Here is a 22,789-nt window from a genome sequence, read left to right as displayed (position 1 = left end):
GGGTCCCGGCCGGGAGGGCGCCCGCGTCCGCGGGCGCCCTCCCGGCCGGGACGTCACAACGGGTCGGCCGAAGACCCGTACGGGCTGGGCAGGGCGAGCCGGTGGCGAGGGACTACTTCCGGTCAGTCCTGCGGCAGCAGCTCGTAGATCTGCGCGCGGGGTGGGAAGGCCAGCGCCAGGGTCAGGTCGAGCACGGTGGCGGGGTCGGTGAGCCGTTCCCCGTACAGTTCGCGCAGCTGGCCCATTCGGTAGCGCACGGTCTGCGGGTGCACGAAGAGCTCGGCGGCGACATCGTCGCGGCGGCCGTGGTGCAGCAGCCAGGAGCGCAGTGTCTCGGTCAATCGTTCGGCGGTGGTGGGTGGCAGCGCCACCAGCGGGGCCAGCACCCGTGCCCGCAGGTCTGCTAGGCCTTCCGGGTCGTGGCTGAGTAGCAGCTCGGCCAGGTGCGCCTCGGTGTCCAGGGGTGCGCCGGCGTCGTCCGGGCGCAGACCCAGGGTGAGCGCCCGGATGGTCCGCTGCCAGGAATAGGCGACCTGGGTCCACGGCCGGGCCGGGCCGAGCACCGCCCGCCGGTCGCGCAGCAGCCGGGCAAGCTGCCGTCGCCGGTCGCCGTGGGCGTCCGGGACGAGCAGTCCGGCGGTCTCGTCGCCGGGTCCACCGCCGGGCAGGTCGTCGGCGCTCTCCAGGGTCTGTCCGGGTAGCAGCTTGAGCACCGGGCGTAGGTTCGACCGGGGCAGCAGCACGGCGGTGAGGGTCTGCGGTGGTGGCCAGTCGGCCCGCTCCGCGCTGCGCAGCAGTACTTCTTCGTCGGCTCCGGTGACCAGCTGCTGGGTGAGTCGTTCCAGGTTTCGGCGGCGGATGAGGCCAGTGCTGGCCAACTCGTCGGCGTGCCCGGCGACGCTGGCGGCGGAGAGCTCGTCGATGTAGGCGAACATCAGCTCGGCGAACTCGGCCACCGTGGCGGCCGGTAGCTGTCCGCGTACGGCGATGGCGGACATCTCGCGCCAGGAAACCCGGGCGCCCACCCGGTACGCGGCGAGTAGCGCGTCCACGCTGCGGCCGGAGCGGGCCTCTCCGCTGCCGAGCGCGTACGCGGCCTCGATGGCGGGGACGAGTGGGGTGCTGGGGTCGGCCCCGTGGGAGCGTTCGACGAGTTGCAGGAAGGTGCCGAGGGCGATTCGTACGGCATTTTCGATCTTGTCCCGCATCTGCCCGGTGAGGGTGCCGGAGTAGCTGGGTACCTCGGCGGTGATCGCGGTGACGGTGTGCTCGGCGAGTAGGGCGAGTCGGTTGCGGAGCTCCGCGGCGACCGGGTCATCCAGGTCCAGCCGGGCGGCCCGCCGGGTTGCCTCGGATCGTTCGGCCACGAACTTGTTCCCTTCGTATAAATTCGCGCATCGGGTTCACCTTCCCAGGTCAAGATTTTATGCCAGTTCGCCGCCACGATCGGGAGATGACCACCACCGTCCAGCGCCCGTCCGCGCCGGCGTCCCTGCGTCGCGGGCTGCTGCGGCTCGCCGCGGCGGTCACCACCCCGCTGCTGCCCGACGACTACCTTGACCTGGTCGCCCCGCTGCGTGCTGGCGCCGACCTACGGGGTCGGATCGTCGAGGTGCGCCCGGAGACCCCGGACGCCGCCACCGTCGTGATCCAGCCGGGGCGAGACTGGCAGGGGCACCGCCCCGGGCAGTACATCCGGCTCGGCGTGGATGTCAACGGCGTGCGACAGTGGCGGGCCTACTCGGTGACCTCCGCTCCCGGCGACCGCCACGACCCGATTACGATCACCGTCAAGGCGATTCCGGACGGACTGGTCAGCAACCATCTGGTGCGGCACGCTCGACCCGGCACGATTGTGCAGCTTGACCAGGCGCAGGGCGACTTCGTGTCACCGGCCACCCCGCCGGCGCGGGTGCTGCTGGTGACCGCGGGCAGTGGAATCACCCCCGTCATGGGGATGCTGCGCAGCGGGGCCCTCACCGGGGCGGACGTCACGTTGGTGCACTCGGCGCCCACCGCAGCGGACGTGATCTTCGGTGCGGCGCTGCGGGACCTCGCCACCACCGGTTCGCTCCGGCTGGTAGAGCGGCACACCCGGGATGCCGGCCAGCTCCGCCTCGCCGACCTAGCCGCGCTGGTGCCGGACCATCTCGAGCGGGAGACGTGGGCGTGCGGCCCGGCCGGGCTCCTCGACGCCCTGACCGCGCACTGGACCGCCGCCGGCCTCGGCGAACGACTGCACACCGAGCAGTTCCGCCCGACCGTCATCGCCCCGGGCGAGGGCGGCACCGTCACCTTCGGTCGCAGCGGGGTGACCGTCGCCGCCGACGGCCGCACCCCGCTACTGGAGGCGGGGGAGGCGGCCGGTGTGCTGATGCCGTCCGGCTGCCGCATGGGCATCTGCTACGGCTGTGTCCTGCCGCTGCGCCAGGGCGCCGTCCGTGACCTGCGCAACGGGTCGCTCACCACGGCGGTTCCCGGTGACGGTGTCCTCGTCCAAACCTGCGTGTCGGCCGCCGCCGGCCCCTGCGATCTCGAACACTGATTCCGGAGTACCGACGTGACCGTCATGCAACGCAAGCCCGCCAACCCGATCGCTCACCTCAGCGCGGAGGACATTGAGGTGATCGGAAAGGAACTGGATGCGATCCGGGACCGGGTGCTGGCCGACCTGGGGGAACGGGACGCCCGCTACATCCGCCGGCTGATCCGGACGCAGCGGCGCCTGGAGTTGGGCAGTCGGGCGGTGCTGCTCTTCTCGCTGTTCCCGCCGGCGTGGATCATCGGGACGGCCGGTCTGTCGATCGCCAAGATCCTGGAGAACATGGAGATCGGGCACAACATCCTGCACGGCCAGTGGGACTGGATGCGGGACCCGAAGATCCATTCCACGACCTGGGAGTGGGACCACGTCTCTCCGGCCGAGCAGTGGAAGCACTCCCACAACGAGCTGCACCACCGCTACACCAACGTGATCGGCAAGGACAACGACCTCGGGTACGGCATCATGCGCGTTGACGAGGACCAGCGGTGGCACCCGCTCTACCTGGGGCAGCCGTTGTGGAACCTGATCAACGCCTGCTTCTTCGAGTACGGCATCGCCGCGTACGACCTGGAACTGGGACGTAACCTGAAGAAGGGCCGGCACCGGGATCCGGCGTTCCGGGCCCGGGCCCGAGCGGTCGGCCGGAAGATCCGCCGTCAGGTCCTGAAGGACTACGTGCTGCACCCACTGCTGTCCGGGCCATCGTTTCTGAGCACGCTCGCCGCGACCTTCACCGCGAACCTGGTCCGGAACCTGTGGAGCCACTCCGTGATCATGTGCGGGCACTTCCCGGAGGGCGTGGAGACCTTCGAGAAGACCTCGATCGAGGGGGAGACCCGCGGCGAGTGGTACCTGCGGCAGATGCTCGGCTCGGCGAACATCAGCGGTAGCCGGTTGCTGCACATCATGTCGGGCAACCTCTCCCACCAGATCGAGCACCACCTCTTCCCGGACCTGCCGAGCAACCGCTACCGGGAGGTCGTCCCGGAGGTCCGGGCGCTGTTCGACCGGTACGGCCTGAAGTACACCACCGGATCGCTGCCCCGGCAGGTCTTCTCCGCCTGGAAGAAGGTCATCCGGCTGTCGTTGCCCAACCGCCGGCCGCGCGAGGGGGCCAGCAGCCGGCCGGCACCGGCGCTGGGCACCTCTGGTGCCTGAGCTGGCGTAGGTCAGTGCGCCCGGGCCGGCTCGGCGGCCCGGGCTCTGGTCAGGTGGCGAGCAGCCGGTCGCGGGGTCAGGTGGCGAGCAGTCGGTCGCGGACCTCGCGGCGCAGCACCTTGCCGATCTGGGAGCGGGGCAGGTCGTCAACCACCACCACCCGGCGCGGCACCTTGTACGCGGTCAGCTGCTCCCGGCACCTGGCCCGGATGCCCGCTTCGTCGGTGGTGCAGTCGTCGTGCAGCACCACCACGGCCACAACCTCCTCGCCGCCGGCGGCGCCGGGCAGGCCGACCGCCGCGGCGTCGCGGATCCCCGGGATCTGCCGCAGCGCCTCCTCCACCTCGGACGGGTAGACGTTGAACCCACCAGTAATGATCAGTTCTTTGATCCGGTCAACGACCCGTACGAAGCCGTCCGAGTTCATCTCCACGATGTCCCCGGTCCGGAGCCAACCATCGGGCAGCAGCACCGCCGCTGTCTCCTCCGGCCGGCACCAGTAGCCGGCGAAGACCTGCGGCCCGTTGATCAGCAACTCGCCTGCCTCGCCGGGCGCGCGGTCTCGGGTCGGGTCCTCCGGGTCAACGATGCGGATGTTGGTGGCGGGGAACGGAATGCCCACGGTGCCGGGCTGCCGGGCCGCGGACACCGGATTCCCCAACGCCACCGGGGAGGTCTCGGTCATCCCGTACCCCTCGACCAGCAGCCCGCCGGTCACCGACTCCCACAGGCCCACGGTGGCCGGGGGCAGCGACATCGCCCCGGAGATGGCGTACCGGATGGAGGTCAGGTCGACCCCGCGTTCCCGGGCGGCGTTGGCGAGCTTCTCGTAGATCGGCGGCACTGCCGGCAGGAACGTCGGCGGGCGGCGACGCATCGCCTGGAGGGTCTCGTCCACGTCGAAGCGGGGCAGCAGGACCAGGGTCGCGCCGATGCTGACCGAGAAGGTCAGGCAGAGCGTCAGCCCGTAGGCGTGGAACAGCGGTAGTACGCCGTACACGGTCTCGGCGCCGTCGCGGAGTCCCGGCACCCACGCGCGGCCCTGCGCCGCGTTGACGCGTAGGTTGCGGTGGGTGAGGATCGCTCCCTTCGGGGTGCCGGTGGTGCCGCCGGTGTACTGCAACAACGCGGTGTCGTCCGACTCTGGCGCGGGATGCTCGGCGGCCAGCGGCCCGCTGCCGGCCAGCAGGCGTTCCCAGGCCAGGGTGCCCGGTGCGGGGGCGGTGATCGCGGCGCGGGCAGTGCGGGCTCGGGGCACCGGTAGCCGCAGCGCCCAGCGCTTGAGCGGGGGTAGGGCCGCGCTGAGATCGACTGCGATGACCGTTTCGACCTTGGTGGTGCCGGCGGTGCGTTGCACCAGCGGCGCGACTTTGTTCCAGACCACGGCGACCCGGGCGCCGTGGTCGGCGAGCTGGTGGGCGAGTTCCTGCTCGGTGTAAAGCGGGTTGTGCTCGACCACAATCGCACCGAGTCTCAGCACCGCGTAGAAGGCCACCACATGCTGCGGGCAGTTCGGCAGGACCAGTGCGACCCGGTCGCCTTGGCCGACGCCGAGGCGGCGTAGCGCCTCAGCCGCCCGGTCTACCTGGGCCGCCAGCTCTCGGTAGCTGGTGGTGGCGCCGAAGAAGTCCAGTGCGGTCCGGTCGCCGAACCGGTGAACGGCCACTCGCAGCAGGTCGACCAGGGACTCGTCGGTCGGGGTGATGGTTGTCGGCACCCCCGGTGCATAGCTACGAAGCCACGGCCGCTCGGCGCTCAGGTTCATGGTGCCATCCTCCCCACGTTCGTCTACCGGACCGTAACCTACGGTCTGGTAGAAAACCCGGCGAGGTGCCTGTCGCCGCACCGCCGATCGAGTGCCCGGTGGTCAGTGCCGTCGTTGCGATTGCCGGGTCATCTGGCGCACCTTGACCACCGCCATGATGATCACGATCACCAGCGCGATCGCACCGATAACCATCAGCCATTGGGCCGCCTGCCAGAGCAGTCCCAGCAGGATGAGTGCGGCCGCGACGATGCCGATAACCCACAGTACTACCCGCATGTCTACCTCCGTCCCGCCCCCGTCGGCGGGGGACGCTCTGCCGCCTTCCCGGCCTGGCCGACAACATGCCGGGCCGAAACCGGCGAGTTCCTGCCCGCCTGGTCAGCGCTCCGCCTGGTGATCCGGTGCGGCACGGTGCGCCGGCCCGGTCGTCCCGGCGGGTCTGCGGCGGCGCCCGGCGACCAGCAGCGCCCCCGCCGCGAGGGCGCTGGCGAGGGCGGCTACCAGGAGCTTGACCCGGCCATCTCCGGGCACCTGCTGGACCAGCATGAACACCCCCGCGACCGCCACGAATCCGCCGAAGGTCCGGCGGAGCACGGCTTCCGGTACCCGGCCGGCCAGTCGGGCGCCGGCGAGGCTGCCGGCGACCGCGGCGGTGGTGACCGCGGCGGCCAGGCCCCAGTCGATGCTGACGCTGGACAGGAACCCGGCCAGAGCCGCGAACGACTTCATTGCAATGACGACCAGTGAGGTGCCGGCGGCGACCGACATCGGCAGGCCACCGAGCAGCGTGAGTGCGGGCACCACCAGGAAGCCGCCACCCGCGCCGACGATGCCGGTGACCAGGCCGACCACGACGCCGTCCAGTAGGACCCGCCGCACCGGGAGCTCTCGTGGCACCCTCGACCCGCCGGGGCCACGGCGACCACGGATCATCGCGGTCGCGGTGGCGAGCATCATCACCCCGAAGCCGGTGAGCAGGACCGCCGCCGGGACGAATGCGGCCAGCCGGCCGCCGACGTAGGCCCCGGCCATGCCGGCGGTCCCGAAGAGCAGGCCGGTACGCCAGCGGATCCGTCCGGCGCGGGCGTGCGGTAGCACGCCGACCGCGCTGGTCACGCCGACCACCAGCAGCGAGGTGGCGATCGCCTCCTTCGCGGGCAGGTCGGCGACGTAGACCAGCAGCGGTACGGCGAGGATGGAGCCGCCCCCGCCGAGTAGGCCGAGGCTGAGCCCGATCAGGACGGCCAGCCCGACGGTCAGGATGAGGCTGACCGTCACGACCGCCGTCCGGTTGGTGCGTCGTCGTGGGGGGTGCGGGTAGCTTCCGCGCCGACCAGGGTGATTCCGGCCGCCTCGGCCGCTGCGAATCGGTCGTCGATGACGACCACGACGCGGCCGGCGTTCGCCAACAGCGATCCGGCGGCGGTGGCCCGATAGCCGGAGCCGCAGTGCACCCAGACCGCACCGGTGGGCAGGTCGGCGAGACGCCGGGGAAGCTCGGGTAGGGGCAGGTGTACGGCGCCGGCGAGATGCCCTGCGGTCCACTCGTTGGCCATTCGCACGTCGAGCACCACGTCGGGGGTGGGCAGCCCGGTGGGGAGCCGCCCGGCACGGGCGGCGGCCAGCGCGGCGAAGTCGGCCAGCGGTAGCTTCCGTAGCTGTTCGGGGTCGGCCGCCCACCGCTCGGCCTCGCCGGTGGCCTGGCCAGCCGGCCGGTCGATGCCGATGCGTACTAGTTCGCGCTGTGCCTCGGCGATCTGCGCGGAGGTCTCGGCGAGCAGGGTGACCGGTGTGCCCCAGCTGATGAGCCAGCCGAGCCAGGTGGACATCGCTCCGTCCAGGCCGAGGCTGACCGTACCGACCAGATGGGCGGCGGCGTACGCCCTGCGGTGCCGTAGGTCAACCACCCACTCCCCGGCATTGACCCGCCGACGTAGCTCGGCGGCGTCGACGCGGGCGACCGGGGTGAGGTTCACCGGTGCCGGACCGTTGAGGTTCGTAACGCCCGTGTGGGCGTAGTAGGCCGGGTAGGCGTCCAACCCGGAGAGGGTTTCGGTGATGAAGTCGTCGGCGGCCAGCCGGAGCACCGGGTTAACCTCCTTCTCCCGGCCGATGGTCGACTCCGGGGCGTCGGTCTGGCTGGCGGAGCAGAAGCTGCCGAACCCGTGGGTCGGCCACACCTCGGCGCCGTCGGGCAGCAGGTCTGCCAGCCGTCGGGCGGAGGTGTGCTGGTGGTGGGCCAGTTCGTGGGCGTGTTGCTGGCCGAGCAGGTCAGTGCGGCCGGTGGTGCCGAAGAGGAGTGAGCCGCCGGTGAAGACTCCCCCTGGTTGCCAGTCGCCATCGTTCGCGTAGTCCAGGACGTAGGACAGGTGGTGGAAGGTGTGGCCGGGGGTGGCGGTAACCCGTAGGCGCATCGTGTCGGAGACCGCCAGGGTGTCGCCGTCGGTGACCGGCAGGCGTTCGAATTCGACCCGCTCGGCCGCGGCGACCAGGTAGTGGGCTCCGGTGACCCGAGCCAGGTCGAGCCCGCCGGAGACGTAGTCGTTGTGAATGTGCGTCTCGACCACATGGGTGATGCGGACCCCCGCCCCTCCGGCGAGGTACAGGATTCGGTCGATGTCACGCTGTGGGTCAACGACGACCGCCACCTGACCGTCGGTGGCCAGGTAACTGCGGTCGCCCAGTGATGAGGTCGTGAGGACCGACACGTTGAACGTCACCGTCGTGCTCCTTTCAGGGCAAAACCTATACCCCGGGGGGTATGCTGCGGGCAGGTGGGTGGGTGTCTTTCGGTTGGCGTGCGGTTACCCCCTCCGGTCGCCGGGATGCGGCCGGAGGGTTGGTTCTCGGTTGACTCAGGCCAGGGCGAGGAAGAGCTTCTCCAGCTCCTCCTCGGTCATCTCGGGTTCCGCGCCCTGTTTCCGGGCGGTGGTGCAGTGCCGCATGCCCGACGCGATGATTTTGTAGCCAGCCCGGTCGACGGCCTTCGACACCGCGGCGAGCTGGGTCAGCACCTCCCGGCAGTCCTGACCGTCCTCCATCATGTCGATCACAGCGTTGAGTTGGCCGCGGGCTCGCTTGAGCCGGGTCAGCGCATCACCGGTCATCTCGGGTCGAAGCTTCATCTGGCACCTCCATCACCCACGATACCCCCGGGGGTATGCCGTTCATCCTGATCGCCACCTTCCATCTCTTCAAAGGGCTGTGCGCAAAGCGAGATCCCGGTCAGATCCCCAGATTTCGGGTGGGGTGCTGCTCCTCGTCGCATGATGGCTCCATGGCGACCGTGCCCGGCTGGACCGTGATCACCGCCCTCCTGGCCCCGCTGCTGTTGATCGGCGGCGCGGCGGTCGCGGCCAACCTCCAGCCGTGCGGCTTCGACCAGGTCAGCTGCTCGATCAGTCAACTCGCCGCGCACGGTGCCAGTCACCGTTGGGTGATGACCCTGTTTGTTCTCGGCGCCGGCCTCTGTGTCGTGCTGTCCGCCGTTGGCCTGCGCACGGTGCGGATGGCGGGCCGTCTGATGCTCGCCTTCTCCGGCGTCGCCACCATCGCGGTGGCCGCCTTTCCCGACCGGTGGGTGGACGGGCGTCCGGCCCCCATGGCGGTGGTCAACGCCCACACGGTCGCCGGTTGGCTGGTGTTTCTCGCGGCGGCACGTCGCCAGGCCACCCGTCGCCAGGCCACCCGTCGCCAGGCCACCCGTCGCCAGGCCACCTGACGACCGGTCGCGTGACGACCACCGGGCAGGTGGCCGTTTGGTCAGCGGTCGCCGCCGCTCGCGCTGTCGAGCAGCTGGCGGAGGTGGGGCGAGTCGATGCTCTTCGCGCGGTACATCGCGGCGTCGGCCCGGTCCAACGCCTCGGAGAGCTGGGCGGGGCAGGTGACCGGCGCCAATCCGACCGAGGCGGTCACCCGCACGCTTGCGGAGTGCAGCCGGATCGGCGCGGCGAGGAGCTCGTGCAGCCGGCGGGTGGCGTGCTCAAGCCACCGCCGCTCGACCTCGGGGGCGGTGAGCAGCCCGGCGAACTCATCCCCGCCGAGTCGGGCGACCGGGTCGTCTCCCGCGAAGTCGGCGAGCCGCTGGGCGACGTGGACCAGTACCTGGTCGCCGGCGGCGTGTCCGTACCGATCGTTGATCTGTTTGAAGTCGTCGAGATCGAGGACGACGGCGATCAGTGGTCGCCCGTCGGCTCGGGTCAGCAGGGCGGCGGCCAGCCGATGAAAGGCTCGCCGGTTGGGCAGGCCGGTGAGTGGGTCGTGGCTGGCCGCGTGGCGCTCGGCGGCGAGCTCGGCCTGGAGGACGGCGATCTCCGTCTCGGCCTGCACCGCCCGGCGGTGCAGCTGCCAGGAGGAGATGAGGGCGCCCGCGGCGCAGACGCCGGACGCGATCGTCAGCGGATCCGGCATGAGTCCTCCCGTCATGCCGATGCCCCGGCATTGCCGACGGTCACCGACCCGTGTCTGCCCTGCTAGCCGCCCAGTAAAGGTGACTTACGGTAAGCGGATCGACACCACTCCCGTCGGCTATCATGCTCGTTGTCCGATGCAGATGCAATAGCAGATGCACGTGCAGGAGCCTCTCCGTCCACACGCACTCGTCCGGGCCGCGGTGTGGACGGATGCATGACGAGAAGGGCGCACATGCAGCCGCTATCGAATGGCGTTCCCGCTCCCGAGCTACCGCCGCTGCGGTGGCAGAAGAGTCGCCGTAGTAACCCCAGTGGCAACTGCGTCGAGCTGGCCGAACTTCCGGATGGTGCGGGCATCGCGGTGCGCAACTCGCGGCATCCCGACGGCCCCGCTCTGATCTACACCGTGGACGAGATCGCAGCCTTCGTGCTGGGGGCCAGGGATGGTGACTTCGATCACTTCATCCACTAATCTACTGATCCGCGCCGCGCCGCCGGGACCGATTCCCCTCACCGCCGGGCCATGACATGCTGACCCGGCGACCGGGTCAGGTCCGGCCCGGGCGCGTCCAGTAGACGGAGGGGCGACAGTGGCGACGGTACCCGTTGAGGGGGGGTCATCGGCTGGCCCAACCGTCCTACGGATGATGCTCGGCGGGCAGCTGCGCCGGCTACGCGAGTCCTGCGGGGTCACCCGGGAGGGTGCGGGCTGGGAGATTCGGGCCTCCGAGTCGAAGATCAGCAGAATGGAGCTGGGACGGGTCGGTTTCAAGGAGCGCGACGTCGCGGATCTGCTGACCCTCTATGGCATCACCGACCCAACGGAGCGGGAAGCCCTGCTCCGCCTGGCCCGGGACGCGAACAGCCCCGGTTGGTGGCACCGGTACGGGGACGTGCTGCCGTCCTGGTTCCAGGCATACCTCGGGCTGGAGGCAGCGGCTACCCGGATCCGCACGTACGAGCTCCAGTTCGTGCCCGGCCTGCTCCAGACCGAGGAGTACGCCCGGGCCGTCGTGCTCCTAGGGCACAGCCGTGCCGCCTCCGCGGAGATTGACCGTCGGGTAGCGCTGCGGATGCGGCGGCAGCAGGTGCTGCACGGGGCGGATCCGCCACAGCTGTGGGCCGTGGTGGACGAAGCGGCCCTGCGCCGGCCGATCGGCGGCGCGGCGGTCATGCGGCAGCAGGTTTCAGCGCTGATCGAGGCGACAAGGTTGCCGAACGTGCGGCTCCAGGTCGTACCGTTCGCCGCCGGCGGGCATGCCGCCGCGGGCGGCGCCTTCACCATTCTCCGCTTCAGTGACCAGGAACTGCCCGACGTGGTCTACATTGAGCAGCTCACCAGCGCCCTCTACCTCGACAAGCGGGAAGATCTGGAGTTCTACGCGTTGGCGATGGAGCGGCTCTGCGTGGAGGCGGAGCCGCCAGAGCGTACGCCGGAACTGCTCGGCCGGATCCTGGCCGAACTACCCTCGGGCTGACTCGGCGCGGACCCACCTGATCTCGTCGTCTGGGAAGGCGCCGACCGGCTGGGTGTGCACAGGCCGACCGGCTGGGTGTGCACACAGGTGGAGTTCGTACCGTATAGCCCATGCCTCGAACCGTGCACGCCCTCCTCGCCGCCAGTACCACCGCCAGCCAGGCCGAACCCCCTCAGGACGGCCTGGTCGGGCACGTGATCGGTCTGGTGGAGCGGCTGGGCGGGCCCGGCGCCGGCCTCGCCGTGGCGCTGGAGAACCTCTTTCCACCGATCCCCAGCGAGGTGATCCTTCCACTGGCCGGGTTCGTTGCCGGCCAGGGACGGATGAGCGTCATCAGCGCGATCTTCTGGACCACGTTGGGCTCCCTGGTGGGTGCGCTCGCGCTGTACTACATCGGTGCGGCATTGGGGCGGGACCGGATGCGGGCCATCGCCGCCCGGGTTCCGCTGGTGAAGCTGAGCGACGTCGACAAGACCGAAGAGTGGTTTCTCCGGCACGGCGTCAAAGCGGTGTTCTTTGGCCGGATGATTCCGATCTTCCGAAGCATGATCTCGATTCCGGCCGGGGTGGAGCGGATGCCGGTGTGGACCTTCGTCGTCTACACCACTTTGGGCAGTCTGATCTGGAACACCACCTTCGTCATGGCCGGCTACCTGCTCGGGGACAACTGGCACCTGGTCGAGGAGTACGCCGGTGTGCTCCAGAACATCGTCATCCTGGCCTGCGTGGCGGGGCTCGTCTGGTTCGTCGTCACCCGGCTCCGCCGGTCCCGGATGGCCGGGGGAGTGCAGCCCAACGGGCCGGAGGACGAGTTCCCCGCGCCGCTGCCGCCCGTCGATGGTGTCCCCGACCCGCAGGGCCGGGGAACCCTCTACCGGAGTAGCTGGTCCGAGGACACCACCGTGAGCTGACAGTCCGATCGAGGCGCCGGCGGGCTAGCCGAGGTCGATGGCGGGGTAGAGGGGGAAGCCGGTGAGCAGGTCGCTGGCCTGCTTGCTGACCCGGTCGGCGACGCCCGGGTCCAGCACGTACTTCGCCTTCGAGGCGGTGCCGTCGGCGTTCGTCCCGGGTGCGGTCCGGCTCAGGACGGTGTGGATCAGCTCGGCAGTGGCGTCCAACTCCGCGGTGCCGAAGCCCCGGGTGGTCAACGCCGGCGTGCCGACCCGGATCCCGGAGGTGTACCAGGCGCCGTTCGGGTCCTGCGGGATCGCGTTGCGGTTGGTGACGATGCCTGAGTCGAGCAGCGCCTGCTCGGCCTGCCGACCGGTGAGCCTGTACCCGGTCACGTCGATCAGCGCCAGGTGGTTGTCGGTCCCGCCGGTGACCAGCTTCGCGCCCCGTCGCTGCAACCCGTCGGCCAGGGCCTGCGCGTTGACGACGATTCGCCCGGCGTAGTCGACGAAGTCGGGCCGCCGGGCCTCGGCGAGCGCGACCGCCTTGGCGGCCATCACCTGCGGCAGCGGGCCGCCGAGCACCATCGGGCAGCCCCGGTCGACCTGCTCGGCGAGCTCTGGACCGCAGAGCACCAGGCCGCCGCGGGGCCCGCGTAGCGACTTGTGCGTGGTGGAGGTCACGATGTGCGCGTGCGGAACCGGGTCGAAGTCACCGGTGAAGACCTTGCCGGCGACCAGCCCGGCGAAGTGGGCCATGTCCACCATGAACGTCGCACCGACCGAGTCGGCGATCTCCCGCAGGATCCGGAAGTTGACCTTCCGGGGGTACGCCGAGTAGCCGCCGACGAGGATCAGCGGCTTGAACTCGCGGGCCGCCTCGGCGACCCGGTCGTAGTCGATCAGCCCGGTCTCCGGGTCGGTGCCGTAGCTGCGCTGGTCGAACATCTTGCCGGAGATGTTCGGCCGGAAGCCGTGGGTGAGGTGACCTCCCGCGTCCAGCGACATGCCCAGCATTCGCTGGTTGCCCAACTCACGGCGCAGGGCGAACCAGTCGGCCTCGGTGAGGTCGTTGACATGCCGGGCCTGGGCGCGCCTGAGCGCGGGCGACTCGACCCGGTCGGCGAGGACCGCCCAGAAGGCGACCAGGTTGGCGTCGATCCCCGAGTGCGGCTGTACGTAGGCGTACGGCGCTCCGAACAACTCCCGGGCGTGCTCGGCGGCCAGCGCCTCGACGGTGTCGACGTTCTGGCAGCCGGCGTAGAAGCGACGGCCGACCGTACCTTCGGCGTACTTGTCGCTGAACCAGTTGCCCATGGCCAGCAGCGTCGCGGGGGAGGCGTAGTTCTCGCTGGCGATCAGCTTGAGCGACTCACGCTGGTCGGCCAACTCGGCGCGGATGGCGGTGGCCACCCGCGGCTCGACGGCACCGATCACCTCGAGGGCGCTGCGATAGGCGGTGGACTCGGCGTTACCCGACATGTGACCTCCTGGTGAACGTTCCCGGTGGACGTGTGGAGGCCCAGGCGCTCGGCGTGCGTCCGTGTGATGGGCCGTTCCCCGATGGTGCTCCATCCCAAATCGCGCCAGTCCCGACCCGAGGGGATCCTACCGGGTTCGCGGTGCAGCGCCCGGCCGACGTTCCTCCGCCGTGCTCGGCGGGGCCGCGCCGGATCGAAGATCGACGGCGATGGGGAGCGCGGCTAGGATCGGAACATGACGGGGCCGGGCGAGGGGGCGGACGGTCGGGGAAGTCTGCTCGCAATCAGTGATCTGCACGTACGGCACGCGGAGAACCGGACGGTTGTCGAGCAGCTCCGCCCGGAGTCGCCGGCGGACTGGCTGCTGGTCGCCGGCGACGTGGGAGACACGATCGCGCAGGTCGAATGGGCGCTGCGGCTGCTGGCTGCCCGGTTCGCGAAGGTGCTCTGGTCGCCCGGCAACCACGAGCTGTGGAGCCTGCCAGCCGACCCGGTGCCGCTGCGGGGTGCCGCCCGCTACGCCCACCTGGTCGAGCTCTGCCGGGAGCTCGGCGTCGTCACACCGGAGGACCCGTACCCGGTGTGGGAGGGGCCCGGCGGCCCGGTCACCGTGGCACCGCTGTTCCTGCTCTACGACTACAGCTGGCGCCCGGAGGGCCTCGACACGTCGCAGGCGGCGCTCGCCGAGGCGCACCGGACCGGGATCGTCTGCACCGATGAGTACCTGCTGCACCCTGACCCGTACGAGAGCCGGTCGGCCTGGTGCGCCGCCCGGATCGCCGAGACGGCCCGGCGGCTGGCGGAGCGGGACCCGGCGCTGCCGATGGTCCTGATGAACCACTGGCCGCTGCGTCGTGAGCCCACCCGCATTCTCCGCTATCCGATCTTCGCGCAGTGGTGCGGCACCGAGGCGACGGCCGACTGGCATCGGCGTTTCGACGCCGCCGCGGTGGTCTATGGCCACCTCCACATCCCGCGCACCACCTGGTACGACGGGGTGCGCTTCGAGGAGGTGTCGGTGGGCTACCCCCGGGAGTGGCGGCGCCGGGGCGGGCCGCCGGGGCAGCCGCGCCGGATCCTACCGGCGCCGGCCGGGTTGCCACCGACCGCCTGGTAGCCCGTTCCTTCGCCGGGGGCTACCGGATCCGTGCGGCGATGCGCGTCCGACCCGGTGCGCGCGGCGGATCACGGCTACGGTGTGGGCGTGGCGACGCCGGCCGAGCAGATCCGGGTGGGACGGCGGCTGGTGCGCGTCACCAACCCGGACAAGCCCTACTTCGCCGAGTTGGGGCTGACCAAGCTCGATGTGGTGCACTACTTCCTGGCCGTCGGCGGGGGCATCCTGCGCGCCCTGCGGGACCGGCCGACGATGCTTGAGCGGTGGCCGCGCGGCGTCTTCGCCGGTGCCAGGATCGCGACGCGGGCGGACAACCGCGGGGACGCCTTTTTCCAGAAGCGGCTGCCGGCGGGCGCTCCTGACTGGGTTCGCACCGCGCACCTGACGTTCCCGAGCGGTCGGAGCGCGGACGAGCTCGCGCCCAGTGAGCTGGCTGTGGTGGCCTGGGCGGTCAACCTCGGCACGCTCCGGTTCCACCCGTGGCCGGTGTCCCGACCTGACGTCGAGCGACCAGACCAGCTCCGCATCGACCTGGATCCGCTACCCGGGGTCGGGTTCGACCAGGTGGTCCCGGTGGCGCACGAGGTCCGCGCGTTCCTCGACGAGCTCGGGCTGGTGGGATACCCGAAGACCACCGGGGGGCGAGGGTTGCACGTCTACCTCACCATCGAGCCACGGTGGGGCTTCGGTGACTGCCGCCGGGCGGTGCTGGCGTTGGGTCGGGAGATCCAGCGCCGTCGGCCCGACCTGGTCACCACCACCTGGTGGCGGGAACAGCGGGACCGGCCGGTCTTCGTCGACTACAACCAGATGGCCCGGGACCACACGATGGCCTCGGCGTACTCGATCCGGCCCACCCCGGCGGCGCTGGTCTCCGCCCCGGTGGCCTGGACCGAGCTGGACGATGCCCAGCCGGAGGACTTCGACATCACCACGATGCCGACCCGCTTCGCCGAGCATGGAGATCCACACGCGGGCCTGGACGAACGGGCGTATTCGCTGGAGCCGTTGCTGGAGTTGGCCGACCGGGAGAAGCTGGCGGCGCCACCGGAGCGTTAGGGTCCCGGGCGCCTGGGTCCGGGAGACGGAGGGGGCGCGGCCGGGCCCCAGGGTGACGTCTCGCCGTCGAACTCGTGGAAGACCAGCCAGGTGCGGCTGGAGAGCACCCCGGGGATGCTCTGCACCCGGGTCAGCACCACGTCTCGCAGCGTGGCGTTGTCCGGGGCCCGGACCAGCGCGAGTACGTCGTGCTCGCCGCCGACCAGCGCGGCGTGCTCCAGGTAGCGCACCTGGGCCAGCTCCGCCGAGACCTCCCGCCAGGTGTTCTGTTCGATGGTGATGGCGATGTACGCCGAGGTACCCAAGCCGGCGGCCTCCGGTGCCACCCGGGCCTGAAAGCCGGTGACCACACCGTCGCGCAGTAACCGCTCCATCCGGGCGTACGCGTTGGTTCGGGAGATGTGCAGGCGTGCGGCGAGCGTCCGCACCGACGTGCGTCCGTCCCGGACCAACTCGGCCAGGATGCGGCGGTCCACATCGTCCAGCGGCCGGGCCGATCGTCCCGGCCCGGTCGCCGCGGCCCTACCTGGACCGGACTCTTGGCTCATCGCGGCACCTCCTCTAGGCCAACCATCCTGCGTTTTCGCCGGTTCTTGAGTCAACCATCCGACCACAGGAGCATGGGCGCACCAGATGTCCAGGAGGTACCCGCCGTGACGACCACATCCCGGGCGGTTCGCCGAAAGTCTCGGCCGGCTGCGCCGCCGGACCCGGCCCGCCCGTTCCTGCCCACCACCGAGCAGATTCGCCTGCTCGATCCCGCTGGCACCTCGCTGCCGGCGCACCCCGACTACCCGGTGCCCCCGGTGGAGGCGCTGGTCGAGCTGTATCGCCGGATGGTGCTCGGCCGTCGCTTCGACCTGCAGGCCACCGCCCTGACCAAACAGGGTCGGCTCGCCGTCTACCCGTCGGCTCGGGGCCAGGAGGCATGTCAGGTCGGCGCGGTCCTCGCGCTGCGCGACGAGGACTGGGTGTTCCCGACCTATCGCGAGTCGATGGCGTTGACCGCCCGGGGGATCGACCCCGTCGAGGTACTGACCCTGCTGCGCGGCGACTGGCACTGTGGCTACGATCCGGCCGTCCGGCGTACCGCCCCGCAGTGCACCCCGTTGGCCACCCAGTGCGTGCACGCCGCCGGCCTCGCCTACGGCGAGGCGTACCAGGGCCGGGACACGGTGGCACTGGCCTTTCTCGGCGACGGCGCCACCAGCGAGGGTGACTTCCACGAGGGGGTCAACTTCGCGGCCGTCTTCAAGGCGCCGGTCGTCTACTTCATCCAGAACAACGAGTACGCGATCAGCGTGCCGCTGTCCCGGCAGACCGCCGCACCCAGTCTCGCGTACAAGGGCGTCGGGTACGGCGTGCCCAGTGAGCGGGTCGACGGCAACGACCCGGTCGCCGTCCTCGCGGTGCTCACCCGGGCCGTGGCGCACGCCCGTGCTGGCCACGGCCCCTTCCTGGTGGAGGCGCACACCTACCGGATGGAGCCGCACACCAACGCCGACGACGCCGCCCGCTACCGGGACGCCGATGAGGTGGCGAGTTGGCAGGACCGGGACCCGGTCGTTCGGCTGGAGACCTACCTGCGGGACCGGGGGGCGTTGGACGACACCACCGTGGCGCGGGTGGCCGCGCAGGCCGAGGAGTACGCGGCCGACCTGCGCGAGCGGATGCACGACAAGCCGACCGTTGACCCGTTGACGCTCTTCGACCACGTCTACGCCGAACCAACGCCGCAGCTGGTCGAACAGCGGGCGCAGGTTCGCGCCGAGTTGGCCGCCGACCAGGAGGGAGCCGGGTGATGGCAGGCATGACCATGGCGAAGGCGCTCAACGCCGCGCTCGCCGACGCGATGCTCGACGACGATCGGGTGGTCGTCTTCGGCGAGGACGTCGGCCAACTCGGCGGCGTCTTCCGGATCACCGACGGGCTGGCGGCCCGCTTCGGCGACAAGCGCTGTTTCGACACTCCGCTCGCCGAGGCCGGCATCGTCGGCTTTGCGGTCGGCCTCGCCATGTCCGGGCTCCGGCCGGTGGTGGAGCTGCAGTTCGACGCGTTCGGGTACCCGGCCTTCGAGCAGATCGCCTCGCACGTGGCGAAGCTGCGCAACCGTACCCGAAGCGCGCTGACCGCGCCGATCGTCATCCGGATCCCGTACGCCGGTGGCATCGGCGGGGTGGAGCACCACTGTGACTCCTCGGAGGCGTACTACGCGCACACCCCCGGTCTGAAGGTCGTCACCCCGGCCACCGTTGTTGATGCCTACTCGCTGCTGCGTTCGGCGATCGACGATCCGGACCCGGTTATCTTCCTGGAGCCGAAGAAGCTCTACTTCGCCAGCGCCGAGGCGCAGCTGCCGGTTCGGACCGAGCCGTTCGGCCGCGCCGTCGTACGCCGTCCGGGCACTGACGCCACCCTGGTCGCGTACGGGCCGGCGGTGCCGGTGGCCCTGGCTGCTGCCGAGGCAGCCCAGGCGGAGGGCCGGGATCTTGAAGTTGTTGACGTGCGGACGATCGTGCCGTTCGACGACGGCACGATCGCGGCGTCGGTGCGGAAAACGGGTCGGTGCGTGGTGGTCCACGAGGCCCAGGGCTTTGCCGGGGTCGGCGCGGAGATCGCCGCGCGGGTGCAGGAGCGTTGCTTCCACTCCCTGCACGCGCCGGTGCTGCGGGTTACCGGGTTGGACATCCCGTACCCGGCGCCGATGCTGGAGCACACCCACCTGCCGTCGGTGGACCGGGTGCTCGATACGGTGGCTCGCCTCCAGTGGGACGACCAGCCCGACGAGCGGTGGGTGACGGTCGGATGAGTGAGCGAGTCTTCCTCCTGCCGGATCTCGGGGAAGGGCTGAGCGAGGCGGAGATCGTCGAGTGGCGGGTCGCCGTGGGCGACACGGTGACGGTGGACCAGGCCGTCGTGGAAGTGGAGACCGCCAAGGCGGTGGTCGATGTGCCCTGTCCGTACGCCGGACGGGTGGTGGCCCTGCACGGCACGGCGGGCGAGGTGCGGCCGGTCGGCCAGCCCTTGATCACCATCGCGTCGCTGGAGGCGGTCGAGGCGGATGGTGCTCCTTGGGGCTCCGGCGGGCCTGCGGTAGACCACGAGTCGGAGCAGGATGGCTCCGGCAACGTCTTGATCGGGTATGGGACTGGCCACGGCGGAGCGGCTCGCCGACGCCGGCCTCGGGTTGCCCGGGCCGCACCGACCGGCACTGCCCCGAGTGGCGCCGTACCGACCGGCACTGCCCCGAGTGGCGGCCTTGGTCCAGCCGGTGTGAGCGTTCGGGTCATCTCGCCGATCGTGCGGCGGCTGGCGAAGCAGCGTGGTGTTGACCTGGCCGCCCTGCGTGGTAGCGGCCGCGGTGGCGTGATTCGCCGGGCTGATGTGGAGGCCGCCACCCCGGCTCCGGTCACTGCGCCCGCCGCGAGCGCCGCGTCGGCGGCGGCCGCCGTGCCCGCCGTCGGTGATGTGATCGTGCCGTTGACCGGCATCCGCAAGGTCATCGCCGACAAGCTCTCCCGCAGCCGGCGGGAGATTCCCGAGGTGACGATCTGGGTGGATGCCGACGCGACCGCCTTGCTGGAGACCCGCGCGGCGATCAACGCGGCCACCCCGGCCGAACCGGTGAGCATCCTGGCGCTACTCGCCCGGATCTGCCTCTCTGGGCTGCGAAGATTCCCCCAGCTCAACGCTCGGGTAGACAGTGGGGCGCAGCGGATCGTCCAGTCCGCCGGGGTGCACCTGGGCATCGCGGCGCAGACCGACCGAGGGCTCGTGGTTCCGGTGCTGCGCGACGCGCAGCGGCTCACCACCGCCGGGCTGGCCGTCGCGCTGGCCGAGACCACGGCGGCGGCGCGGGCTGGCACGCTGCCACCGACGCGGCTCACCGGCGGGACGTTCACGCTGAACAACTACGGCGTGTTCGGGGTGGACGGCTCCACGCCGATCATCAACCATCCGGAGGCGGCGCTGCTCGGCGTCGGGCGGATTGTCGACAAGCCGTGGGTGGTGGACGGGCAGCTCGCGGTACGCAAGGTGACGCAGCTCAGCCTTACTTTTGATCATCGGGTCTGCGACGGCGAGGTGGCGGGCGGCTTCCTGCGGCAGGTCGCGGACTGTGTCGAGCGGCCAGCGGTGCTGATCGCGAACCTCTGACCAGGACGGACCAGGACGCGGGGCCCGTAGGCCCCGCGTTCCGGGCTCCCCCGTACGGTGGAGTGAATTTCGGACGAACGGCCCCGAACGGCTCGGATATGAACGGTGAACCTGATCGGGCAGGTTCGGAACAGGAAGCGCAAAGGTAGAAAATGGGGAGGTAATTACGTCACCGAATTTGTCGAAAATGCGTTCCCCGGTTGGTGCGGCGGAGAGAATATGGCGGAGGAGGCGACAACGGGGGGTACGCACATGACATTCAGGCGGCGAATGACGCTGCTCACGGTAACTGTCGCGGCCGTATCGGTGGCGCTCGGCGGGTGCACCGTCGGCAAGCGCGAGGAGGCCCGACCGGCTCCGCCGGAATTGACCGTGACGCCGGCCGACCGGGCGACGGACATCCCGATCAGTGCCGAGGTCGGCACCGCGGTCAAGGACGGGACAATTACCGCGATCCGCGTCACCGACGACACGGGGGCCGAGGTCAAGGGGGAGCCCCGGGAGGATGGCTCGACCTGGGTGCCGAGCACGCCGCTAACGCCAGAACGGACATACACGGCCGAGGTGACTGCTACCGGAAACTCCGGTAAGACAACTACCACGCGGAAAACCACCTTCACCACCGGGCCGAAGTCCACGAAACCGGCAATTACCAGCACGTTGTATTTCGCGGGTGACCGGACGTACGGAACCGCTATGCCGGTGACCGTCGCGTTCGATCCGCCGATTCCGGAGGAGGCCCGGGCTGCCGTTCAGCGGCGTTTGTTTGTCCGGACCAATCCGTCCCAGCCGGGGGCGTGGTCCTGGGTGTCCGACGGCAGCCAGGTCTACTACCGGGCGCCGGACTTCTGGCGGCCGGGTACGACGATCAGTTTCCGTGCCGCCCTGGAGGGCCTGCCGATCGGTGAGGAGTACGTGGGCGACGCCGACCAGCGGGCGACGTCGAAGATCGGTCGCCAGGTCGCCTTGGAGATCGACAACGAGACCAAGCAGATGTCGGTGTTCCAGGACGGAAAGCTGCTGCGGGAGCTACCGGTGAGCCTCGGCAAGCCGAGCACGCCGACCTCCAGCGGGAAGATGGTGATCATGGAGAAGCATGAGTTCACCACCTTCGACACCCGTGGCTCGGCGGACCCGTACGTGGTGGATGTCGAGGATGCGCAGCGGTTGACTTGGCAGGGTGAGTTCCTTCACGGCGCGCCCTGGTCGGAGGGAGTTCAGGGGTACCGCAACGTCTCCCACGGCTGTACCAACCTCTCGGCCGGCAGCGCCGACTGGCTGATGGGCGTCACCCAGGTCGGCGACCTGGTGACCATCAAGGGCACCGAGGTGACCTTGGATGAGGGCAACGGCTGGACCGCCTGGAACGTGAGTTGGGAGGAGTACGTCAAGGGCAGCGCACTGCCCGTGCCGGCCAGCCTGAAACCAAGTCCGGCCGCCCCGAACCCGGGTGCGGTGGCCGGCGGCTCCCCGGCACCGGTGCCGTCCGAGGGTAGCGGTTCCCCTGCCCCGGAGCCCTCCGTGAGCGGCGGCTGACCGCCAGTGCTGAGGTGACGAGTGGTCCCCGGGCGTTCCCTCGGTTCACCGGAGGGAACGCCCGGTCCCGGTTGGGTCGGACCGGTCAGCGGAGGCCGACCAGGTCAACGACGAAGACCAGCGTTTCGCCCGGCCGGATGACGCCACCGGCCCCGCGGTCGCCGTAGGCGAGGTGCGGCGGAATGGTCAGTCGCCGTCGGCCGCCGACCCGCATGCCGACCACACCCTGGTCCCAGCCGGCGATGACCCGTCCGCCGCCGAGGGGGAACTCGAGCGGCTCGCCACGGTTCCACGATGCGTCGAACTCACGGCCCGTGGAGTGGGCGACACCGACGTAGTGGACGCGGGCGACCTGCCCGGCCTGCGCCTCCGCTCCCTCACCGACGGTGATCTCCTCGACGAGGAGATCGCTCGGCGGGGCGCCCTCGATCGGTCCCACCTCGGGCTTCGTTGCCTGGTTCACCAGCGTCTCCTGTTCTTCGTGGTCCTGCCTGACCTGCCCGATCCTGCCGGATCGCCGCTGGCCGACTTCCAGGGGGCGGTAGCCACGTTGGCGGGCGTCACCACCGGTGACGCCCGCCAACGTGGCTACCGAGATTGTCAACGGAGCCAGGGCATCCGCCGTACGATCGGGAGTCCGGCCCAGGCTCGACCGAGACCCCAGGTGTCACCGGCGTTGAGCAGGGCGATCACCGTCAGCACCGCGGCGTAGATCAGGTGATCGTCCATGAACGGGTTGTTCGACGGCGGCAGGACGGCCGTCCACATCAGGACCATGAGTAGTCCGCCGGTCGCGGCGGCGACCCGGATGCCGATCCCGAGCAGTAGGGCGGCGCCGATGGCCGCCAGACCGATCATGAACAGCCAGTCGGCCCAGGCCGCACCCGCGATGCTGTGGTAGAAGTCCGTGAACGGACCGGTCGCGCCGAAGCTCAGGAAGCCCTTCGTCGGGCTGCCGCCGTTGATCCAGGCGCTGTCGGCTTCGGTCGCCCGCCCCAGCCCGAACAGCTTGTCGAGAAAGGCCCAGAGGAAGATCCAGCCCAGTGCGAGCCGGGTGCCGGCCAGTACGTAGCGGGCGGCTCGCCCCTGCCCGGTTTCGACCTGGTTCAGGTTGCTGGTGGTCTCGGCGGCGTTCCGCTTGGTCGTTGCGGTCATCGTCTCCACGCCCCTTCCTGCTGGTGCCTCGGATC

The 22,789-nt window shown here is 70.4% G+C and carries 22 protein-coding genes, 1 pseudogene and 1 riboswitch; of the genes and pseudogenes, 12 read left to right on the top strand and 11 right to left on the bottom strand.

All coding sequences use genetic code 11. The features are described 5' to 3' along the window. Positions 1-122: 122 nt before the first annotated feature. Positions 123-1,367: a PucR family transcriptional regulator gene (locus T398_RS11630; protein ID WP_496446539.1), complete on the bottom strand. Its 1,245-nt coding sequence runs from the start codon at positions 1,365-1,367 to the stop codon at positions 123-125. Between the two features lie 86 nt (positions 1,368-1,453). Here T398_RS11630 and T398_RS11625 point away from each other — a divergent pair, with 86 nt between their 5' ends. Then, on the top strand, positions 1,454-2,545 hold the full coding sequence (locus T398_RS11625; RefSeq protein WP_496446537.1) for a ferredoxin reductase: 1,092 nt from the start codon (positions 1,454-1,456) through the stop codon (positions 2,543-2,545). 15 nt (positions 2,546-2,560) lie between these two features. After that, a complete protein-coding gene (locus T398_RS11620) occupies positions 2,561-3,703 on the top strand; it encodes a fatty acid desaturase family protein (RefSeq protein ID WP_496446536.1) in 1,143 nt (380 codons plus the stop codon). Between the two features lie 76 nt (positions 3,704-3,779). Here the strand turns inward: T398_RS11620 and T398_RS11615 are convergent, their stop codons facing one another. The 5 genes from T398_RS11615 to T398_RS11595 form a co-directional block, all read right to left on the bottom strand. Next, positions 3,780-5,468 (bottom strand): long-chain-fatty-acid--CoA ligase, encoded by a 1,689-nt coding sequence (locus T398_RS11615; protein WP_496446535.1) that lies wholly within the window; start codon positions 5,466-5,468, stop codon positions 3,780-3,782. 102 nt (positions 5,469-5,570) lie between these two features. Beyond that, positions 5,571-5,747 carry a hypothetical protein gene (locus T398_RS11610; protein ID WP_018215221.1) on the bottom strand — a complete coding sequence of 59 codons (177 nt, stop codon included), beginning with the start codon at positions 5,745-5,747 and terminating at the stop codon, positions 5,571-5,573. A 102-nt stretch (positions 5,748-5,849) separates the two neighbouring features. Next, a complete protein-coding gene (locus tag T398_RS11605; protein ID WP_496446534.1) occupies positions 5,850-6,749 on the bottom strand; it encodes a sulfite exporter TauE/SafE family protein in 900 nt (299 codons plus the stop codon). After that, positions 6,746-8,191 carry a rhodanese-like domain-containing protein gene (locus T398_RS11600; RefSeq protein ID WP_496446532.1) on the bottom strand — a complete coding sequence of 482 codons (1,446 nt, stop codon included), beginning with the start codon at positions 8,189-8,191 and terminating at the stop codon, positions 6,746-6,748. The genes T398_RS11605 and T398_RS11600 overlap by 4 nt, the downstream gene beginning before the upstream one ends. Positions 8,192-8,326: 135 nt before the next feature. Then, positions 8,327-8,596, bottom strand: a complete 270-nt coding sequence (locus tag T398_RS11595; RefSeq protein ID WP_496446531.1) for a metal-sensitive transcriptional regulator — start codon at positions 8,594-8,596, stop codon at positions 8,327-8,329. A 152-nt stretch (positions 8,597-8,748) separates the two neighbouring features. Here T398_RS11595 and T398_RS11590 point away from each other — a divergent pair. Continuing rightward, a pseudogene (locus T398_RS11590) lies at positions 8,749-9,129 on the top strand (DUF998 domain-containing protein); the annotation flags it as partial. A gap of 104 nt (positions 9,130-9,233) precedes the next feature. Here T398_RS11590 and T398_RS11585 read toward each other — a convergent pair. Next, the gene (locus tag T398_RS11585; RefSeq protein WP_496446529.1) at positions 9,234-9,881 is read right to left on the bottom strand and encodes a GGDEF domain-containing protein; all 648 of its coding nucleotides are present in this window, start codon (positions 9,879-9,881) and stop codon (positions 9,234-9,236) included. A 234-nt stretch (positions 9,882-10,115) separates the two neighbouring features. Between T398_RS11585 and T398_RS11580 the strand changes: the two genes are divergently transcribed. The 3 genes from T398_RS11580 to T398_RS11570 all read left to right on the top strand — a co-directional run bounded on the left by T398_RS11580 (position 10,116) and on the right by T398_RS11570 (position 12,272). Further along, positions 10,116-10,355, top strand: a complete 240-nt coding sequence (locus T398_RS11580) for a DUF397 domain-containing protein (RefSeq protein WP_496446527.1) — start codon at positions 10,116-10,118, stop codon at positions 10,353-10,355. A 118-nt stretch (positions 10,356-10,473) separates the two neighbouring features. Then, complete coding sequence (locus tag T398_RS11575) at positions 10,474-11,361, top strand: Sco1979 family transcriptional regulator (protein WP_496446525.1); 888 nt, start codon at positions 10,474-10,476, stop codon at positions 11,359-11,361. Between the two features lie 110 nt (positions 11,362-11,471). Next, the gene (locus tag T398_RS11570) at positions 11,472-12,272 is read left to right on the top strand and encodes a DedA family protein (RefSeq protein ID WP_496446523.1); all 801 of its coding nucleotides are present in this window, start codon (positions 11,472-11,474) and stop codon (positions 12,270-12,272) included. Between the two features lie 24 nt (positions 12,273-12,296). Here T398_RS11570 and T398_RS11565 read toward each other — a convergent pair whose 3' ends face one another. After that, complete coding sequence (locus T398_RS11565; protein WP_496446522.1) at positions 12,297-13,733, bottom strand: glycine hydroxymethyltransferase; 1,437 nt, start codon at positions 13,731-13,733, stop codon at positions 12,297-12,299. 31 nt (positions 13,734-13,764) lie between these two features. After that, a riboswitch (ZMP/ZTP riboswitch) is annotated at positions 13,765-13,855 on the bottom strand. Between the two features lie 112 nt (positions 13,856-13,967). Here T398_RS11565 and T398_RS11560 point away from each other — a divergent pair. Beyond that, complete coding sequence (locus tag T398_RS11560; protein WP_496446521.1) at positions 13,968-14,849, top strand: metallophosphoesterase family protein; 882 nt, start codon at positions 13,968-13,970, stop codon at positions 14,847-14,849. Between the two features lie 87 nt (positions 14,850-14,936). Beyond that, positions 14,937-15,908, top strand: a complete 972-nt coding sequence (locus tag T398_RS11555; protein ID WP_496446519.1) for a DNA polymerase domain-containing protein — start codon at positions 14,937-14,939, stop codon at positions 15,906-15,908. Here T398_RS11555 and T398_RS11550 read toward each other — a convergent pair. Beyond that, positions 15,905-16,456 (bottom strand): Lrp/AsnC family transcriptional regulator, encoded by a 552-nt coding sequence (locus tag T398_RS11550; protein ID WP_496446517.1) that lies wholly within the window; start codon positions 16,454-16,456, stop codon positions 15,905-15,907. The two genes, T398_RS11555 and T398_RS11550, sit on opposite strands and share 4 nt — an antisense overlap. 72 nt (positions 16,457-16,528) lie before the next feature. Between T398_RS11550 and pdhA the strand changes: the two genes are divergently transcribed. The 4 genes from pdhA (at position 16,529) to T398_RS11530 (ending at position 21,599) form a co-directional block, all read left to right on the top strand. After that, positions 16,529-17,710, top strand: a complete 1,182-nt coding sequence (pdhA, locus tag T398_RS11545) for a pyruvate dehydrogenase (acetyl-transferring) E1 component subunit alpha (protein WP_496446515.1) — start codon at positions 16,529-16,531, stop codon at positions 17,708-17,710. Beyond that, positions 17,710-18,717: an alpha-ketoacid dehydrogenase subunit beta gene (locus T398_RS11540; RefSeq protein WP_496446513.1), complete on the top strand. Its 1,008-nt coding sequence runs from the start codon at positions 17,710-17,712 to the stop codon at positions 18,715-18,717. Before pdhA ends, T398_RS11540 begins: the two co-directional genes overlap by 1 nt. Next, complete coding sequence (locus T398_RS11535) at positions 18,699-20,063, top strand: dihydrolipoamide acetyltransferase family protein (RefSeq protein ID WP_496446511.1); 1,365 nt, start codon at positions 18,699-18,701, stop codon at positions 20,061-20,063. The genes T398_RS11540 and T398_RS11535 overlap by 19 nt, the downstream gene beginning before the upstream one ends. 270 nt (positions 20,064-20,333) lie before the next feature. After that, a complete protein-coding gene (locus T398_RS11530; protein ID WP_496446636.1) occupies positions 20,334-21,599 on the top strand; it encodes a L,D-transpeptidase in 1,266 nt (421 codons plus the stop codon). A gap of 85 nt (positions 21,600-21,684) precedes the next feature. Here the strand turns inward: T398_RS11530 and T398_RS11525 are convergent, their stop codons facing one another. Both T398_RS11525 and T398_RS11520 read right to left on the bottom strand, forming a co-directional pair. After that, positions 21,685-22,062 (bottom strand): FKBP-type peptidyl-prolyl cis-trans isomerase, encoded by a 378-nt coding sequence (locus tag T398_RS11525; protein WP_018723430.1) that lies wholly within the window; start codon positions 22,060-22,062, stop codon positions 21,685-21,687. Between the two features lie 137 nt (positions 22,063-22,199). Continuing rightward, complete coding sequence (locus T398_RS11520; RefSeq protein ID WP_496446510.1) at positions 22,200-22,763, bottom strand: hypothetical protein; 564 nt, start codon at positions 22,761-22,763, stop codon at positions 22,200-22,202. Positions 22,764-22,789: the final 26 nt, after the last annotated feature.

Source organism: Salinispora goodfellowii, assembly GCF_059570675.1.
Note: the sequence above shows the minus strand (reverse complement) of the source record. Positions and strands in the feature narration are given on the sequence as shown.

Excerpts from the sequence above, each read along its gene's own strand:
- T398_RS11530 (WP_496446636.1), top strand. The coding sequence starts at position 20,334 with ATGACGCTGCTCACGGTAACTGTCGCGGCCGTATCGGTGGCGCTCGGC.
- T398_RS11610 (WP_018215221.1), bottom strand. The coding sequence starts at position 5,747 with ATGCGGGTAGTACTGTGGGTTATCGGCATCGTCGCGGCCGCACTCATC.
- T398_RS11565 (WP_496446522.1), bottom strand. The coding sequence starts at position 13,733 with ATGTCGGGTAACGCCGAGTCCACCGCCTATCGCAGCGCCCTCGAGGTG.
- T398_RS11540 (WP_496446513.1), top strand. The coding sequence starts at position 17,710 with ATGGCAGGCATGACCATGGCGAAGGCGCTCAACGCCGCGCTCGCCGAC.
- T398_RS11585 (WP_496446529.1), bottom strand. The coding sequence starts at position 9,881 with ATGCCGGATCCGCTGACGATCGCGTCCGGCGTCTGCGCCGCGGGCGCC.
- T398_RS11570 (WP_496446523.1), top strand. The coding sequence starts at position 11,472 with ATGCCTCGAACCGTGCACGCCCTCCTCGCCGCCAGTACCACCGCCAGC.
- T398_RS11615 (WP_496446535.1), bottom strand. The coding sequence starts at position 5,468 with ATGAACCTGAGCGCCGAGCGGCCGTGGCTTCGTAGCTATGCACCGGGG.
- T398_RS11595 (WP_496446531.1), bottom strand. The coding sequence starts at position 8,596 with ATGAAGCTTCGACCCGAGATGACCGGTGATGCGCTGACCCGGCTCAAG.
- T398_RS11580 (WP_496446527.1), top strand. The coding sequence starts at position 10,116 with ATGCAGCCGCTATCGAATGGCGTTCCCGCTCCCGAGCTACCGCCGCTG.
- pdhA (WP_496446515.1), top strand. The coding sequence starts at position 16,529 with ATGGGCGCACCAGATGTCCAGGAGGTACCCGCCGTGACGACCACATCC.
- T398_RS11550 (WP_496446517.1), bottom strand. The coding sequence starts at position 16,456 with ATGAGCCAAGAGTCCGGTCCAGGTAGGGCCGCGGCGACCGGGCCGGGA.
- T398_RS11625 (WP_496446537.1), top strand. The coding sequence starts at position 1,454 with ATGACCACCACCGTCCAGCGCCCGTCCGCGCCGGCGTCCCTGCGTCGC.
- T398_RS11560 (WP_496446521.1), top strand. The coding sequence starts at position 13,968 with ATGACGGGGCCGGGCGAGGGGGCGGACGGTCGGGGAAGTCTGCTCGCA.